The sequence below is a fragment of the Streptomyces sp. NPDC020362 genome, assembly GCF_040642095.1.
Lineage (GTDB): Bacteria > Actinomycetota > Actinomycetes > Streptomycetales > Streptomycetaceae > Streptomyces.
In genome coordinates this window covers 1-16,355 of record NZ_JBFAET010000030.1, presented here as the reverse complement: position 1 = coordinate 16,355, position 16,355 = coordinate 1, and the positions used below count along the sequence as shown (strand labels likewise).

The following is a 16,355-nucleotide window of genomic DNA, read 5'->3' as shown; positions in this document are numbered from 1 at the left end:
TCGCGTCCGCCGACGAGACCGTTGTACGAGCCTGTCGGTGATTCACGTACACATGGCGGGCGTCGGGGCAGGAATCCTGCCAATGATGCGGCCTATCATGGAGATCATGCGACAAGCACTCGACGAGACCGACCGCCGGATCGCGGCCGCCCTCGTCGCCTCGCCGCGCGCCTCCTGGCGTGAGGTGGCCCGCTGCCTGGACCTGTCCGAGCGCACCGTCGTACGGCGCGTCGCACCGCTGTACGCGGACGGCACCCTGCGCGCGACCGTCGTCCGCAACCCGGCACGTTTCCCGCATCTGATCCCCATGGCCCTGCGGATCCGCTGCCGCCCCAACAAGATCCGTCAGGTCGCCCACGCCCTGGCGCGTCGCACCGACACCGTCTGGGTCGACATCCTGGGCGGCGGTGACGAGATCTCCACGGTCTTCTTCCTCGACGGTCCCGACGCCCGCAACGCACTGCTTCTGCGTGACCTGCCCGCCACCGACGCGGTCGGCTCCTGGACCTCCCACACCCTGCTGCGCGTCTTCCCCACTGCGTTCCGCTGGACCGCCGGTCTCCTCTCGGCCGAGGAGCTGGCCCGGCTCGCTCCCGACCCGACACCGCCGCCTGCGCCGACAGCGCCGCCTGCGTCCCTCGACATCGACAGCGCGCTGATCGCGGCGCTGACCGAGGACGGCCGGGCCACCTACTCGGACCTCGCCCGCCGCGCCGGCACCACCGCACTCACCGCCCGACGACGACTCGACGCACTCGTGCGCGGCCGGGTCCTGCGCCTGGCGACCGAGGTCGACCTCGCACTGCTCGGCGCACACGCCGAAGCCCTGCTGTGGATCGCCGTGCGCCCCGGCGCGCTCCAGGAGACCGCGCAGACCCTCGGCGTCCACCCGCAGGTTCGGTTCTGCGCGGCCACCACCGGTCCCGCCAACCTCGTCGTCGCCGTCGCCGCGGCCGACCTCGATGCCCTGTACACCTTCCTCACCGAGTCCGTCGGCGCCCTGGAGGGGATCACCGCCATCGACACCACCCCCCTCCTGACCACCGTCAAACGGACGGGCCTGATCCGACACACCTCCTCGGCGTCCGGGCCCCTGTAGCGATTCACCGAACCGGGCGTTTCCTGCCCGTAGTTCGTCTCCGTCCGCCGACCGCAGGGCGCGGTCTAGGGTGATCCAATGGACATGGGGGCGGCGCTGATTGCGGTGACCGGTGTGGCGGGGACGCTCGCGGGAGTCCTGCTCACCCAGCGGGGTGCCGACCGGGCCAAGAGGCGTGAACTGGAGATGACCCGGGCCATCCAGGATGCCCGCGACAACCGCGACCTGCGCAGGAGCTGCTACTCACAACTGCACCGGGATGCACGGCAGTTCTCGACGGCGCTCGGCCGTCACCTGTACGTCCTGCGGGACGGTACGCCCGGGGACGAGGACATTCGGGCGCTGGAAGGAGCCAAGGACGCCCATCGCGACCGCTGGTCCGAGGCGCTGATGATCGCCCCCGATGCCGTGGTCGCTCCGGCCGGCGAGCTGAACCGGGCGCTGACCCGCGTCTACGGGCAGGTCAAGCGCCTGGAACAGGGGAATCCGCGACCGGGTGAAACCCTGCGGTCAGCCGCCGAGGCGCAACATGCGCTCTGGTCCCTGACCGCCGGGATGAGAGAGGCGATGCGTCGTGATCTGGGTGTCACCGCGCCGGCCGGCAGCGACGCCGCCCGCCGGCCCCAGCCGCCGTCTTCCGGCGATCTCCCGGCCCACATCAGGGACTTCGCGGAACCGAGCGACGGCTCCGGCTCTTGGAACTCCTAACGAAATGATCTTCGAAGTGGTTGGATCGCTCCGGGATCGATAATGCGGGGTGCGGGGTGGCTCGGCAGAAACCCCGGGAAGCCGATGACGAGGTGTGGGCGGTGATTGAGCCGCTGTTGCCGAAGGTCGAGCGGCGGAGTCGGCATCCGGGCCGCAGGCGGCATCCGGACCGACTGGTGTTTCCTGGCATCCTGTTCGTGCTGCATACCGGGATCGCCCGGGAGTACCTGCCGCAGGAACTCGGCTCCGGCTCGCTTGCGGTCACGTTGACCGGTGGCAACCGCCACGGCGTCACTCGGCTGATCCCGCTCCTTGAAGCGGTGCCGCCCGTGCGGGGAAACCAGGGCCGAACGCGTCGTCGCCGGGATCTTGTTCTCTCCGACCGCGGTTACGACCACGACAAGTACCGCGGGCTGGTCCGGGACCTCGGCGTGAAGCCGCTGATCGCCTGCCGCGGCACCGAGCACGGCTCCGGCCTGGGCACCCGACGGTGGGTCGTGGAGCGTGCATTCGCCCATCTGCACTGGTTCCGCCGCCTGCGGATCCGCTGGGAGATCCGCAGGCGGCATCCACGAAGCCTTCCTCATCCTCGGTTGCGCGCTCATCTGCTGCAGGAGGCTCCGCCCTGTACAGCGGGCCTGAGACGGCACTGCGGGGGTTCAGGGCGGAGTGGTCCCTTCCGCCAGATCCTTGATTGCGTCGAGGCGCTGTTCCCACTGGGTGGCGAGGGTGTCCATCCAGCGCATTGCCTGTCTCAGCGGTTGCACGTCGGCTTCGTAGCGGACCTCGCGCCCGGCCCGGTGAGCGCGTACCAGTCCCGCGCGGTCGAGGACGGCCAGGTGTTTGGCCACCGCCTGGCGGGTGACGGGGAGGCTCGCTGCCAGGGATGTCGAGGTGGCGCCGCCCGAGCGGGCGAGGATGGCGAGCACTTCCCGGCGGATCGGGTCGGCCAAAGCTACCAGGACGTCCTCGGGCGCCTGCTCGTCATCGGCGGTGCCGGTCATGCCTTGGTCTGTTCGCAGTCCGCGCGCAGCAGTCCGAGCTTGCCGGGCCAGTTGTGGCTGTTGGCGCGGTGACGGTCGGCGACTTCGTCGGCCGACAGTCCCAGCCGCGTGAAGCCGCTCTCGACCAGGGTGAGTCGGGTGCCGCCGGTGGAGTCGTCCCCGGTCAGCGTGAACTCGACCAAGGTGGCGTTGCTGTCGTCCGGCTCTTCGCCGGCAGCACCTTGCGACCACCGCCAGGAGAAGACGCGTGGCGGCTCGACGGTCTGGATACGGGCGGGAATGACGCCATGGACGCCGTGGTCGAAGATGAGCAGACCGCCGGGGCACAGGTCGATCTTGACCGGCTCTCCATTGCCGAACCAGCGGCCGAGGAAACCTGGTTCGGTCAGCACGGACCACACCCGCTCCACGGGGGCATCGATCGCGATGGACCGTTCGATCGCGTCGGGAATCATTGCAACCTCATCTCGTCCGGATGCGCTACCTCAAGGTTGCACATCCGGACTCCCTTGCGCAACCAAGCAGTTGCGCATTGAGTGAACGGTGCAGGCGCCCCGCCGAGTATCGGGCCCACATCGCGCATGCCGTCAGGGCTTCTCAGGGCCTCTCTGTCAGATCTTGCCGGAGTCGCGGGGCCGGCACGCACTCTCCCACTGCCTCAAGGGCGTGGGGGCACCACCAGCGGCGTTGTCGTCACTCGCCGACTCCCCCACGCTCGGCTTCGCTCGCGCGGGGGACCCCATCGCGTCGACTCCCTCCTCCGCCTTGCAGTTGCGCGCACCAGCCCCCGCTCGGGTCTGTCATAAGGCGCCGTCGCCAGAAGCCGGCCTGACCCGAGTGAAAGGCCCTAGGCGAGGCAGGTCAGAGGGCGGCCGCCGTTGTAGGTGACCATGTCGCCGAGGGCGGCCGCGGCGTCGATGGGCCGGCCGAGGGGGCCGCCCTCCAGTTCCGCGTAGGCCCGGTGGAGATTGCCGACGATGCGCTCGGAGTCCAGCAGGTCGGCGTACCTGCCCAGGTCCGTTTCACGGGCGGTCTCCAGAGGCGAGAGACCGGCGTCGCGGCCTGCCCGGGCGGTGGCCTGGACGAACCGCAGATAGCCGAGAACGTCGTCGACGAGTCCGGGTCCGGCGACGGCTCCGTGTCCGGGGACGATGGTCGTCGCCCCCAGAGGCTTGATCACTTCCTCCAGGACCTGGACGGCACCGGCCACGGATCCCTGGAGGAGGAAGGGCGTACCGCCGTTGAACAGCACGTCGCCGCTGAAGAGCAGCCCCCGCTCGGGCAGCCAGACGATGGAGTCGTTGGTCGTGTGGGCGGGCGTACCGACGTGACGCACCTCGGCGCGGAGGTCGTCGGACCACACGGTGACCGCGTCGGTGTACGTCAGGAACGGCGGTTCGACCGTGACGTCACCCCACTCGACCTCGGTCCAGAACGCTGCCGCCGCCCCCGGCCCGCCCCACTCGATGATGCTCGACCGGGTGGCCTCGTGCCCGACGATGGTGGCACCGCCGAAGAGGTGGTTGCCGAAGGTGTGGTCACCGTGGTGGTGCGTGTTGATCAGCGTCCGGACCGGCTGCGGCGTGACGGTGGCGATCGCGTCCAGATACGCCTGCGTGCGCCGCACCGTCGAGCAGGCGTCCACGCTGATCACGCCGCGCCGCCCGACGAGAAAGCCGGTGTTGTTGATCCACCAGCTGCCGTCGGGCTGTATGTAGGCGAACACGTCCTCGCTGACCTCCTCCACCCGGGGTGGAGGAAGGTGGCCGACGTCGTGGTGGACACTGCTCACTGCGAACTCCTGACGTGATGGAGAGGGATCCCTCACAGGGGCACGGCGCTGCCGCTCGCGGCGGCTCGTCGAGCGCCGCCGCGATCATCGCATCGGTGATGTGCCGGCCGGTACCCCGTTCCCCCGTAACGGGGCACGGTGGCCCGCCACTCGGCAGCCGAGCGGTGAGAACCGCCCGGCACCCCGTGGCGAACACACGGTCGGGCTGTGCGTGCAGCAGTGAGCCCAGCGCCGGCGCCGAGCCCGCCGTCAGCGCCGGTGCGAGCTCCGGGTCCGCCACCTGGCACCGCCCCGCGTCCACCGCGGCGCGGAGGTCGTGGAACGCCCGCGGTGCCAGGTAGCCGTCGGAGTGGGCCGGTTCGGGTCCGTGGTGCAGCAGGACCCGGCTCGGCTCGGGGTGCCGCCGGTGCTGTCGGCTGGTCGGCTGGTCGGCTGGTCCGCCGGTCGGCCCGTCGGCCGGTCGTCCGGGAGCTCTGGGCGAACGCGGCCGCGGGGTCCGCCATGTCCGCGGTGAGACGGTCCATGAGAGCCCCACCACTCCAGCGGCTCCTCGACCGCGACGCGGAACAGGTTGGCTGTCGCGTCGTCACCCGGCATCGAGGAGGCAGATATGAGGAGGCCGAAGGCACCGGCGCGGAAGCAACTGCCGGACTCCACGACCGTCGGGACCGTGCCGGTGCTGGTGGCCGGCGCGGGGCGGCCGGCGCGTGGGTGACCGCGACGGTCATGAGTCCCCATGATGGTACGGAGCGGTTTCGGGTCAGAAACACTTCTCGAAGGAGCGTCGCTCATGAGCGCCCTGGACAGCCTGTCCGGAGAGGAACAGTCCGTCGTCAGGACGGTGCACGCATTCGTAGACAAGGACGTCAAGCCGGTCGTCCGGGAACTGGAGCACACGGACACCTATCCGGAGGCCCTCGTCGACCGGATGAAGGACCTCGGCGTCTTCGGCCTCGCCGTTCCCGAGGAGTACGGCGGCACCCCGGTCTCCACACCCTGCTACGTGCTGATCACCGAGGAACTGGCGCGGGGCTGGATGAGCCTGGCCGGCGCGATGGGCGGCCACACCGTGGTCGTCAAGCTGCTGCTGCACTTCGGCACCGAGGAACAGAAGCGCCGCTACCTGCCGAGGCTGGCCTCCGGCGAGATCCGGGCGACGATGGCCCTGACCGAGCCGGGCGGCGGCTCCGACCTGCAGGCCCTGCGCACGGTCGCCCGCAGGGACGCCGACGGTTACGTGGTCAACGGCACCAAGACGTGGATCACCAACGCCCGCCGCTCCCGGCTGATCGCCCTGTTGTGCAAGACCGATCCGCAGGCGAGCCCCGCACACCGGGGCATCTCCGTCCTGCTGGTCGAACACGGACCGGGCCTGACCGTCTCCCGGGACCTGCCCAAGCTCGGTTACAAGGGCGTGGAGAGCTGCGAACTCTCCTTCGAGAACTACCGGGCGCCGGCCGGCGCGGTGCTCGGCGGGAACGAGGGCCAGGGCTTCGCGCAGATGATGCGGGGCCTGGAGACCGGCCGCCTCCAGGTCGCCGCCCGCGCGCTCGGGGTGGGCTGGGCGGCGCTGGAGGACGCGCTCGCCTACGCCCAGCAGCGCGAGTCGTTCGGCAAGCCGATCTGGCAGCACCAGTCCATCGGCACCTACCTGGCCGACATGGCGACCTCCCTGACCGCCGCCCGCCACCTGACGCTGTACGCGGCCCGGGAGGCGGACGCCGGCCGGCGGATCGACATGGAGGCGGGCATGGCGAAGCTCTTCGCGTCCGAGACCGCGATGCAGATCGCCCTCAACGCCGTCGGATCCATGGTGGTTACGGCTACTCGACCGAGTTCGACGTGGAGCGCTACTTCCGCGACGCCCCGCTGATGATCGTCGGCGAGGGCACCAACGAGATCCAGCGCAACGTGATCGTCAGCCGGCTCGTCGAGCGGGGAGGGCTCGACGGATGAGGAGCGCGAGCCAGAGTCCGGTCCGGCCGGCGCGCCGGAGAACTGAAGCCCCTTCGCTCCACCGAAGTTCGCTCCACCGCTTGTGCCCGGCCGTTCCCGCTGGAGCCCCTGTGGCTGACGGTGTCCGCAATGTGCACGTGCTTCAGCAGTCGCCTGTGCAGCGCATCGTCCCCACTCGCCGCCAAGTCCGAGCCGGCGCTCCGAAACCTCCGGGGGCCGGATCAGACCTGTCTGGCCGGGGGCCGGTCGGAAGCTGCGGGCGTCAGCCGGGAGGGGCGTCCTCGCTCGCCCGGGGCTGCTCCTCCACCATGAACCGGGCGTACCAGTCCGGCCAGTCGGGGTCGGCGTGGCCGATCTCCTCCTCGTGCCTGCCGTGCGCCTCGGCGGCGCGGCGCAGCGCGGCGGCCAGCTCGGCCGCAGATGCATAGGTTGTGGCCATGGGATCTCCTTCCGCCCGGGATTCCCGGCCCACGCGCCCAGACGCTGAACCGGGAGCCTCGGGGGCATGCGCGGATCAGCGTCCGGGCAGCCGGGCGGTGATCTCCTGGACGAACCAGCTGTTGCCGTCCGGGTCGTCGAAGGAGAGGAACGAGCCGTAGCTCCTGCCGTCCGGGTCCGGGCCGTCGACCCGTGCGTCCGTCCCGGCGTGGTGGAACACCCCGCCGGCGTCGTGGAACACACCGCTCACCGGCGCGCCCTTGTCGGCCAGGTCGGCCCGCGCCGCCTCGATGTCGTCGACGGCGAGCATCATGCCCTGGGCCGATCCGGGTGCGGCTGAGGTGACGCCCTTGCCGAAGATGACCGAGGCCGGCGAGGCCGGTGGCGTCATCTGCACCACGCGGAAGTCCTCACCGGTGGCGAAGTCGGCGTCCTCGCGCCAGCCCAGCCCTTTGTAGAAGGCCTTGGCCCGGTCCACGTCACCGACCGGGACCACCACGACCTCGAGCTTGTACTCCACGACCGTTGCTCCTCTCGCACGGGATGCACCATGCCTTCGAGGGGCCGTCCAGCACGGTTCGTCCCGCGTCCGCGAGTACCCCGGCTGACACCCTGACTCACGCCGTGGCCGTGCCCCGGATGCGCGTCGGCGCGTCGCCGAGGATCCCCCGGCCGCACCCGGGCCGTCGCCGTGGATCGCGCGGGGGAGATCCGGCGCTAACCGGCCGTGCCCGGGCAGGGCGGTGCGTCCGGCAGGTGCTTCTTCGCCCACTCGCCGAGTTCCCTGAGGGAGGGCTCCAGTGCGGCTCCCGACTCGGTCAGCCGGTACGCGACGCGCAGCGGCGGTCCTTCGTCGACCTCACGCACCACGAGTCCCGCGGCCCCGAGCTCGGCGAGCCGGTCGGAGAGCATGCGCTCGCTGATGCCCGGGATGGCCCGGCGCAGATTGGCGAAGTGTGTCGGCTGCCCCATCAGGACGGCCAGGATCGGGCCGTTCCAGCGCTTGCCCAGCACCTGGAAGACACGGGTGATGCCGTCGTCCACGCGCTTGCACTCGGCCGTGTCATGGGTCTGCTCCGCCATGGCATCAGGGTACTACCCCGCTGTATGGGGGTGAAAAAAAGTAAGCTCCTGTGTTAGATATAGCTGAGTACGAAACCTCAGCCCCGCGTCGCGCGCCGGGCTCGTTCTTCTGGAGACACCCATGGCCACCCTGCTGCACATCGACTCGTCCCTCTTCCCGGGTGAGGCGTCCGCCTCGCGGGCCGTCACGGACGCCTTTCGCAAGGCCTGGCAGGAGCAGCACCCCAGCGGCACGGTGATCCACCGCGACCTGGCGGTGAACCCCGTCCCGCACATCACCGCCGCCGCCCACACCGCCGGCTTCGCCGATCCCGCCACCCACACGCCTGAGCAGGCGGCCGACTTCGCAGACCGTGTGAAGCTGATCGAGGAGCTGGAGCAGGCGGACGCGGTCCTCATCGGCGCGCCGATGTACAACTTCACGATCCCCTCGACCCTCAAGGCGTGGCTGGACAACGTGATCCTGTTCGGCCGTACGGCGGGCGAGACCCCCTCCGCCAAGGGCACTCCGGTCACCGTCGTGGCCAGCCGCGGAGGCTCCTACGCGCCGGGCACCCCGCGCGAGTCCTACGAGTACGTCCAGAACTACCTGACCGCGGTTCTCGCCGACTTCCTCGGCCTGGACCTCGACTTCATCGTGCCGGAGCTGACCATGGCGCCGCAGAACCCGGCCATGGCCGAGCTGGTGCCGCTCTTCGAGGCCTCCCGTGACCGGGCCCTCCAGGAGGCGGCCACCAAGGCGAAGGCGCTGGCGGAACGCCTCGCCGCCTAGGAGCCGCGGGCCCCGGGTCAGGGGCGGACGAGGACCTTGAGGGCTTCGCGGCGGTCCATCGCACGGTAGCCCTCGGGGACCTCCTCGACGCCGGTGGTGCGGTTGAAGACGCGGCCGGGGTCGAGGCCCTCCCGGCAGAACACACAGGTGTTGTCGGAGTACGCGAAGGGGGCCACGACCAGGTCGCCGCGCTGCAGTCCCGAGGCCTCGGAGCCGAGTTCCTCGTCACCCCGATGAATTCATGGCCCATCGGAGTGCGCTGCTCGGAGGCCGGCAGGTTGTGGTACGGGTGCAGATCGCTGCCGCAGATGCACGACCGGACGATGCGCACGACGGCGTCGGTGGGCTGTTCGAGGACCGGGTCGGTCGCGTTCTCCACGCGCACGTCGCCCGCGCCGTACAGGAATGTTGCCCGCATGGGGTGATACCCCGGTGTTCGCAGTCGGGGGTGGTGTCAGGAGCGGGTGCGCGGGCGGGCGTACTGCTCGTCGGTGACGTGCTCGGCCCAGAGCAACTCGGGAGTGCCGTCGGCCGTGCCCTCCCACATCGCCAGGTGCTCCATGAAGTACTCGGGGGCGGCGCCGTGCCAGTGCTCCTCGTCGGGCGGGCACGAGACGGTCTCACCGGGACGGGCCTCGAAGACCTTGCCGTCACGGGTGCCGATCAGGGCGACGCCGGAGACGACGTGCAGCGTCTGGCCCAGGGCGTGACGATGCCAGGCGGTGCGGGCACCGGGTGCGAAGCGGACCAGGTTCACTCGCATCCGGGACGGCTCGGCGCCCGGATGGATCACGTCCCACCACGCATCGCCGGTGAACCACTCGGCCGGCGCCTTGCTCGTGGACTGTTTCTTGAGGAATTGCACGGGTGATGCTCCCAGAAGATGGATTCTTTGCCGGTACGACGGTGAAATCCGTACACAGGCAACGCTCACATGGTGAATCGGGACGTGCAAAGGGGAGAGTTTCTTCCCGGGACGCATGCATCCTGGGAAGAATTTCTCCCACCCGCCCGGGCGACCCTCGGTGCGAGACCGACCCGTGTGACCAGCAGCGCGCACCTGAAGGAACTGGGCGAGTTCCTCAAGGCCCGGCAGGCTGAGGCAAGGCCGGTGCCCGGCCCGGCGGCGGGCCGCCCAGAAGGTGCAGCCGCAGCTGCAGCGGCTGCTGGACGATCTGACGTCCACCCCGGCCATCGTCCTGGGACGGCGTATGAACATCCTCGCCTGGAATTCCCCCGGGGCGGCCCGCGTCACCGATTTCTCGCGGATCCCGGAGAAGCGGCGCACTTACGTACGGCTGCTTTTCACCGGGCCCGCGCTGCGGCGGCTTCGTTCGGAGTGGGACACAGTGGCCCGGACCTGCGTCGCCCGAGTTGCGCACGGAGGCCGCCGAGTACCCCCAGGACGAGCAGCTGGCCGTGCCGGTCGGTGAGCTGTCCGTGCAGGACGAGGACTTCCGGACCTGGTGGGCCGCCCACGACGTCGACGCCATGAGCGTGGCACCAAGATCCTGCACCATCCTGTCGTGGGCGAACTCGCCCTCGACCGGGACACCCTCACCGTCGGCACGGACCCCGACCGGCAACTGGTCGTGTGGACGGCCGAGCCCGGCACGCCCACTCACGACGGGCTGCGCCTGCTCGCCTCCTGGGGCGGCCGAGCAGCAGCCCGCCGCCCCAGGGTGCCGTGATCATGCTCTGCCCGACGGGGCCCCGGCTAGGATCTCGGCCGACGCTCCGGTTGCGGTGATGCGGGCTTGCCGCGCTGGGTCGTGGCGGTCACGTGCTCGGGGTCGAGTATGTGGTCGCCGTACAGATCCTGCAGCCAGTTGGTCTGGTAGATGGTGTCGAGGTAGCGCTCGCCGAGGTCGGGCGCGATGGCCACCGCGGTCATGTCCCGTGTGTTGTTCCGGGTCAGCCAGTCCGTCGCGCCGCTGACCACCGTGCCGGTGGAGCCGCCGAACAGGAACCCGCGCCGGGCCATGCGGTGGCAGGTGCGGATGGTGTCCGCCTCCTCCACCCGGATGACCTCGTCCACGAAGGACACGTCGAGCAACGGGGGCACCATGCTCATGCCCAGACCGGGGATCATCCGCCGGCCCGGCTTGCCGCCGAAGGCCACCGAGCCCACGCTGTCCACGGCCACGATCCGCACCGGCCGGTTCCACTGGCGGAAGTAGCGTGCGCAGCCCATCAGGGTCCCGGCGGTGCCCGCCCCGATGAACACTACGTCCAACTGCGGGAAGTAGCGGGCGATCTCCTGGGCCGTCGTGCGGTAGTGCGCCCGCCAGTTGCCCGCGTTGGTGTACTGGCTGAGCCACACATAGCGGGAGTCGGACTCGCACAGGGAGCGGACGTAGTCGATCCGCGTTCCCAGGAAGCCGCCGTTCGCGTCCAGGTCGGCCACGACGTGCACCTGGCTGCCGAGCGCTTCCATCAGCAGTCTGGTCGACAGGTTGCAGCGGGAGTCCGTCACACACAGGAACCGGTAGCCCTTGCTCGCGGCGATCATGCTGAGGGCCACACCCAGGTTCCCGGAAGAGGACTCGACGAGGATGGAGTCCGATGTCAGGACTCCGTCACGCTCGGCGCTCTCCACCATCTCGTTCGCGGCCTTCAGCTTGATGGAGCCGGCGAAGTTGAATCCCTCGCACTTCAGGTAGAGGGGGCATCCGAAGATCGACTCCAGATCGACGAAGAGACCGCCTTCGTTGAAGTCATGGGGAGCGGAAATGACGGGCACGTGGGCCTCCTGAGACCAGGGCTGAGGACAACGGCCTCAGCCGTACCGGCGCAGGTCGTGGAAGAAGTCGTCGATGAGGCGGAGGTCGCCCGCCCCTGCTGCTTCGTCGTAGACGTACTTGCCGACGGCGAGGTCGAGGACGCCGAGTCCGAAGGGCGAGAAGATGACGGGTCGGTCGGTCGGCGGGGCCGCCCGCCCGAGCATCACGTCGTTGAGGGTGCCGTTCAGGAAGTCGCGGTTGCCGGTGCGCTGCTCGACCAGATGGGGGGACGTGTCGGCCTTCAGACAGTGCTCGACGTCGTCGACGAAGTTGGCCGAGGCGAGCAGGATCTCGGGCGCGAGGTCGCGCAGCGAGATGTGCAGGACCAGGGGGTTGTGGGTGAACCAGGCCGGGTCGCTGACATGGGGTTCGCCGGCGATGGTGGCGAAGACCACCAGGTCGCTGGAGCGGACGAGGTCCTCGGCGCTGTCGTGGACGGTGACCTGCGCGGTGGTGTCGGCCTGACGCAGGTACCCGCGGAAGCCCGCGGCGCTCTCGGCGGACACGTCGTGCACGCCGATCGTGTCGAACGACCAGCCGGTGCCCGCCAGGAAGGTGTGGATGTAGCGGGCGATCAGACCCGTACCGAAGAATCCGACTCGGGTGGGGCGGGGCCGGGTGCGGCTGAGCCAGTCGGCGGCCAGCGCGGCGGACGCCGCGGTCCTGGTCGCGCTGATGATGGAGCTCTCCAGGCAGGCGAACGGATAGCCCGTCTCGGGGTCGTTGAGGATCAGGACCGCGGAGGCCCGGGGCAGCCCGGCACTCACGTTGTCCGGGAAGCTGGAGATCCACTTGAGGCCGTCCACGTGGACCGAGCCTCCGACGGAGGCCGGCAGCGCGATGATCCGCGCACGGGGACGGTCGGGGAAGCGCAGGAAGTAGGACGGCGGGTTGACCGTGTCCCCGGCGCCGTGGAGCCGGTAGGTGGCCTCGACCAGCTCCACGATCTGTTTCTCGCGTCCGCTGAGCGCTTGCTGCACCTGCGTACCGGTGATCACCGCGAACGTCGGCGCCGAGTCCCCCTGCGGGACGGACGGCTGGGCGGCGGTGGACGACATACGGGTCATCGCTGGCTTGCCTCCGGGGTCGGGCAGCAGTCGGCCAGGCGGCGGGGTTCGGCCATGCCGACCACCACCTGCCGCTCTCCGGTGAAGGGCTCTCTGCTGTGCGCAGTGCGGATGTTGTCGACGAGCAGCAGGTCACCGGCCTGCCAGGGCTCGCGTCGGGTGTGCTCCTCGTAGGTGGCGTTGAGCAGCTGGACGACGTCCTCGCCGATCGGCGAGCCGTCGCCGTAGCGGGTGTTGAACGGCAGTCCGTCCTCGCCGTAGACGTCCACCAGGTACTCGCGCACCTCCTCGGCCAGCGTCCACTGGTTGAGGAAGGCGACCTGGTTGAACCAGCAGCGCCGGCCTGTGAGCGGATGGCGCACGATGGCGCTGCGGCGCTGCTCGGTGCGCAGGGAGCCGTCCGCCAGCCAGGTGAAGTCGATGGCGTTGGCCCTGCAGTAGTGCTCGATCTCCGTGCGGTCGTCCGTGCCGAACGACTCCGTCAGGGACGCCCCGATCTCGTCGTTGTAGGAGCGGGTCAGCAGCCAGCCCTCGCGCTCGAACCGCTCCGTCAGCGCGGTGGGCAGCGCCTGGAGCACCTGTTCCGCGTCGGCCACCGCGGTCGCCCCGCCCTGGGAGGGCGCGGTCAGACACGCGAACAGCATCAGGCCGGGAACCTCCAGCAGATAGCTCAGTTCGTGGTGCATGCACATCGGCTGGTTGGCCGGCCAGGTGGTGGAGGAGTACAGCCCGGGGCCGTACGCCTCGCGGGGGGCGAAGGCCTCTCGCTCCGGCATGAGCACGCCGGCGAGCCCTGCGAAGACGGCACCGGCCCGGGACGCCTCCCGCAGGTCCAGGCCGCGGACGAGCAGTGCCCCGTGCTGGGTGACCTGCGCGCGCAGCGACTCGCGGCACTCGGCCGCCCAACTCGGCGCGTCACCGGGGGAGTCGACGTGCAGGATCGCGGGTCTGTCCGGCCGCAGCTCCACGTCGAGAGGCGCTGCGAGAGGTGAGGACGACATCTCGGTTTCCCTTCGGTTGCCCGTCTGGAGGCTCTGTACGACGGTTCAGGAGGAGGACAGTGGTGCCACGACGCCCAGGACGGCCTGTGCTGCCTGGGCCGGGCAGGTGCGCGGGAAGTAGTGGCCGCCGTCCGGCAGCTCGTGCAGGTCCACGTGCTCGGCCAGGAGCAGCCAGTCCTGATAGCGCTTGGCGTGGCCGGCCGTGTGCGGGTCGTCGGCGGCGACGACCACCGAGACCGGCGCGGCCAGCTTCACCGGTGCCGGATCTTTCATGGCGGCGCAGAAGTAGCGGTGCGCGGACACGCAGTCGTGCCGGTAGGCGGCACCGATGTGCTCGGCGTGCTCCGCGTTCAGCTCCGAGAGTTCGGTGTAGCCGCTCTCCGCGGTCAGCCGGGCTGCGATCTCGGCGTTGCTCAGGCCCGTCAGCTCCGCGACGGCGGCGCGCCGGGCGGCGGCGGTGCCGAGCAACTGCGCACCGAGGAACACCCGGGGCACGTCCACGCCGTGCTCCTTGAGCTTCCTGGCCGTTTCGATGGCCTGTGCGGTGCCCGACGAGTGGCCCCACAGCAGGACCCGGGTCAGGCCACGCGCGGCGATCTCGGCGGCGACCCGCTCCGCCACCTGCGCGATCGAGGCGAACGGCTCGTGGTGGGCAGCCAGGTCGTGGCCGGGCAGGTCCACCGCGAACACCGCCATGCCGGTGCTCGCCAGCGCGCTTGCCATCGGCTGGTAGTTGACCGCGTTGCCGCCCGCGTAGGGGAAGCACACCAGGGCGCGCTCCGCCGCTCCGCCCACTGCCGACAGCGGCTGCAGCAGCTCCGTGCGCTGCCGTGCCGTGCCGTCGAGGAGGGCGGCCAGGTCGGCGAGCACCGGGCGCCGGGTGATGTCCTTCAGGGACACCGCGCGGTCGAGGGCGATGGTGAGCCGGACCGCCGTCAGGGAGGTGCCCCCGGAGTCGAAGAAGTGGTCCTTGCGGCCGATGGTGCGCTCGGGGACGCCCAGCAGATCGGCCCAGACGGCCGCCAGCCGCCGCTCGGTCGGGGTGAGCGGGACGGAGTCGTGCTCGTCGGCCGCGGCAGGTTCCGTCTCCTCGGCGAGAGCGGTGAGCACCTTCCGGTCGATCTTGCCGTTGCCGGTCAGCGGCAGGCCGGGCTGCCAGTGGAAGGCCGAGGGAACCATGTAGGCGGGCAGGGAGGCACTCAGCGCCTCGCGCAGTTCCTGCGTGTCCAGACACCGGCCGGCGTAGAAGGCGATCAAGTGCTTGTTCTGGCCCCCGCGGTCGGCGACGACCACCGCACCGTCCCGTACGCCGGTCACCCGCAGCAGGGCGTTCTCGATCTCGCCGATCTCGATGCGGAAGCCGCGGATCTTGACCTGGTTGTCGCGGCGGCCGAGGAACTCCAGCTTGCCGCCGGGGTGCCAGCGCCCCCAGTCACCCCCGAGGTAGAGCCGCTCACCCGGCCGGTACGGGTCCTCCCGGTAGGCCTCACAGGTCCGCTCGGGATCGTTGACGTACCCGCGGCCGACGCAGACACCGGAGAACGCGATCAGCCCCGGGGCGCCCAGCGGCACCAGCGACAGGTGCTCGTCCACGACGTAGACGTGCACGTTGTTGACCGCACGCCCCAGCAGAACGCGCTCGGGCACCGCGTCCATGACCTCGTGGTTGGTGTCGTCCGACGTCTCGGTCAGCCCATAGGCGTTGACCAGCCTGATGCCCGGCTGGATCGCGAACCAGCGCTGGACCAGCTCCCGCTTCAGCGCCTCACCGGTCACCGACACACACCGGAGGTCCGGCAGTTCGCGGGGGTGCTGCTCCAGATACGAGACGACGACCTCCAGATAGGAGGGCACGAGCTGTGCCACCGCCGCCCGGCCGCGCACGAGCGTGTCGACGAACCGCTCCACGTCCACGATCACGTCCTGCCCGACCAGCAGCGTGCGCCCGCCCACCATCAGCGAGGACACCAGTTGCCACAGCGAGATGTCGAAGCACTGCGGGGCGGTCTGCGCCACCACAGAGCCTTCGCCGATTCCCAGGTCGTCGATCTTGGCGTGGAGATGGTTGAGGAAGCCCGCGTGCTCGCACATCGCGCCCTTCGGCTCGCCGGTGGAGCCGGACGTGAAGTAGATGTAGGCCAGCTGACCTGCGTCGACCCGCACTCCGAGATCGCCTTCGGCGTGCGGTTCCGCGTAGGCCGTCTCGATGAGCAGCTTCTCGGTCCCCGGCACGGATTCGAGCGCCCGGTCGAGGTTCTGGGTGCTGCCGGGCTCGGTCAGGACCAGCCGGCACGCCGCCCTTGACAACGTTGCCGCGACCCGGTCGGCCGGGAAGTGCGGCTCGATCGGCAGGTACGCGCCGCCCGCCTTGAACACCGCCAGCGTCGCGGCCAGCCAGTCGAGATGGCGTTCGGTGACCACGGCGACCACGTCTTCGCGGCCCAGCCCCCGCTCCAGGAGCGCCCGCGCCAACCGGTTCGCGCGCGCGTTCAGCTCCGCGTACGTCCACTGCTGCTCGCCGTGCACGGCCGCCACCGCGTCCGGATGCGCCCGTACCCGCTGCTCGAACAGTTCGTGCGCCCGTGCGTCCGGCAGCGAACGGCCTGGCCCGGCCAGCCCCTCCAACTGCTCGCGCACCTCGTCGGCCGACAG

The 16,355-nt window shown here is 70.3% G+C and carries 14 protein-coding genes and 5 pseudogenes; 6 read left to right on the top strand and 13 right to left on the bottom strand.

The genetic code is table 11. The features are described 5' to 3' along the window. The first annotated feature begins 106 nt into the window (after positions 1–106). The 3 genes and pseudogenes from AB0H32_RS14540 to AB0H32_RS14530 all read left to right on the top strand — a co-directional run bounded on the left by AB0H32_RS14540 (position 107) and on the right by AB0H32_RS14530 (position 2,449). Positions 107–1,099: an Lrp/AsnC family transcriptional regulator gene (locus AB0H32_RS14540; protein WP_361119325.1), complete on the top strand. Its 993-nt coding sequence runs from the start codon at positions 107–109 to the stop codon at positions 1,097–1,099. Between the two features lie 78 nt (positions 1,100–1,177). Continuing rightward, a complete protein-coding gene (locus AB0H32_RS14535) occupies positions 1,178–1,807 on the top strand; it encodes a hypothetical protein (RefSeq protein ID WP_361119323.1) in 630 nt (209 codons plus the stop codon). Positions 1,808–1,863: 56 nt separating this feature from the next. Beyond that, positions 1,864–2,449 (top strand): annotated as a pseudogene (locus AB0H32_RS14530) (transposase). 17 nt (positions 2,450–2,466) lie between these two features. On the opposite strand, the gene AB0H32_RS14525 reads toward AB0H32_RS14530, so the two are convergent. The 4 genes and pseudogenes from AB0H32_RS14525 to AB0H32_RS14510 form a co-directional block, all read right to left on the bottom strand. Next, positions 2,467–2,811 (bottom strand): metalloregulator ArsR/SmtB family transcription factor, encoded by a 345-nt coding sequence (locus AB0H32_RS14525; RefSeq protein ID WP_361119321.1) that lies wholly within the window; start codon positions 2,809–2,811, stop codon positions 2,467–2,469. Then, a complete protein-coding gene (locus AB0H32_RS14520; protein ID WP_361119319.1) occupies positions 2,808–3,266 on the bottom strand; it encodes an SRPBCC domain-containing protein in 459 nt (152 codons plus the stop codon). Before AB0H32_RS14520 ends, AB0H32_RS14525 begins: the two co-directional genes overlap by 4 nt. A 392-nt stretch (positions 3,267–3,658) precedes the next feature. Beyond that, on the bottom strand, positions 3,659–4,603 hold the full coding sequence (locus AB0H32_RS14515) for an MBL fold metallo-hydrolase (RefSeq protein WP_361119317.1): 945 nt from the start codon (positions 4,601–4,603) through the stop codon (positions 3,659–3,661). Positions 4,604–4,895: 292 nt separating this feature from the next. Further along, a pseudogene (locus AB0H32_RS14510) lies at positions 4,896–5,138 on the bottom strand (hypothetical protein); the annotation flags it as partial. Between the two features lie 255 nt (positions 5,139–5,393). On the opposite strand from AB0H32_RS14510, the pseudogene AB0H32_RS14505 reads away from it, so the two are divergent. Then, positions 5,394–6,559 (top strand): annotated as a pseudogene (locus tag AB0H32_RS14505) (acyl-CoA dehydrogenase family protein). Positions 6,560–6,821: 262 nt separating this feature from the next. On the opposite strand, the gene AB0H32_RS14500 reads toward AB0H32_RS14505, so the two are convergent. The 3 genes from AB0H32_RS14500 to AB0H32_RS14490 all read right to left on the bottom strand — a co-directional run bounded on the left by AB0H32_RS14500 (position 6,822) and on the right by AB0H32_RS14490 (position 8,080). Further along, positions 6,822–6,998, bottom strand: a complete 177-nt coding sequence (locus AB0H32_RS14500; RefSeq protein WP_361119315.1) for a hypothetical protein — start codon at positions 6,996–6,998, stop codon at positions 6,822–6,824. Between the two features lie 75 nt (positions 6,999–7,073). Further along, a complete protein-coding gene (locus tag AB0H32_RS14495) occupies positions 7,074–7,517 on the bottom strand; it encodes a VOC family protein (RefSeq protein WP_361119314.1) in 444 nt (147 codons plus the stop codon). Between the two features lie 197 nt (positions 7,518–7,714). Then, positions 7,715–8,080, bottom strand: a complete 366-nt coding sequence (locus AB0H32_RS14490) for a helix-turn-helix domain-containing protein (protein ID WP_361119312.1) — start codon at positions 8,078–8,080, stop codon at positions 7,715–7,717. A 121-nt stretch (positions 8,081–8,201) separates the two neighbouring features. Between AB0H32_RS14490 and AB0H32_RS14485 the strand changes: the two genes are divergently transcribed. Further along, complete coding sequence (locus tag AB0H32_RS14485) at positions 8,202–8,852, top strand: NAD(P)H-dependent oxidoreductase (RefSeq protein WP_361119310.1); 651 nt, start codon at positions 8,202–8,204, stop codon at positions 8,850–8,852. A gap of 122 nt (positions 8,853–8,974) precedes the next feature. On the opposite strand, the pseudogene AB0H32_RS14480 reads toward AB0H32_RS14485, so the two are convergent. Together AB0H32_RS14480 and AB0H32_RS14475 are read right to left on the bottom strand one after the other, a co-directional pair. Then, a pseudogene (locus AB0H32_RS14480) lies at positions 8,975–9,270 on the bottom strand (alcohol dehydrogenase catalytic domain-containing protein); the annotation flags it as partial. Between the two features lie 36 nt (positions 9,271–9,306). Next, positions 9,307–9,717: a cupin domain-containing protein gene (locus AB0H32_RS14475; protein ID WP_361119308.1), complete on the bottom strand. Its 411-nt coding sequence runs from the start codon at positions 9,715–9,717 to the stop codon at positions 9,307–9,309. Positions 9,718–9,973: 256 nt separating this feature from the next. Here AB0H32_RS14475 and AB0H32_RS14470 point away from each other — a divergent pair. Continuing rightward, positions 9,974–10,543, top strand: a pseudogene (locus AB0H32_RS14470) (transcriptional regulator); the annotation flags it as partial. A gap of 26 nt (positions 10,544–10,569) precedes the next feature. On the opposite strand, the gene sbnA reads toward AB0H32_RS14470, so the two are convergent. The 4 genes from sbnA to AB0H32_RS14450 form a co-directional block, all read right to left on the bottom strand. Then, on the bottom strand, positions 10,570–11,595 hold the full coding sequence (gene sbnA, locus AB0H32_RS14465; protein ID WP_361119306.1) for a 2,3-diaminopropionate biosynthesis protein SbnA: 1,026 nt from the start codon (positions 11,593–11,595) through the stop codon (positions 10,570–10,572). A 36-nt stretch (positions 11,596–11,631) separates the two neighbouring features. Beyond that, a complete protein-coding gene (gene sbnB / locus AB0H32_RS14460; protein WP_361119304.1) occupies positions 11,632–12,702 on the bottom strand; it encodes a 2,3-diaminopropionate biosynthesis protein SbnB in 1,071 nt (356 codons plus the stop codon). Next, positions 12,699–13,703, bottom strand: coding sequence for a TauD/TfdA family dioxygenase (locus AB0H32_RS14455; protein WP_361119302.1), 1,005 nt, complete (start codon positions 13,701–13,703; stop codon positions 12,699–12,701). The genes sbnB and AB0H32_RS14455 overlap by 4 nt, the downstream gene beginning before the upstream one ends. A gap of 45 nt (positions 13,704–13,748) precedes the next feature. After that, on the bottom strand, positions 13,749–16,355 hold a 2,607-nt coding region (locus tag AB0H32_RS14450), incomplete at its 5' end, for an amino acid adenylation domain-containing protein (protein ID WP_361119300.1).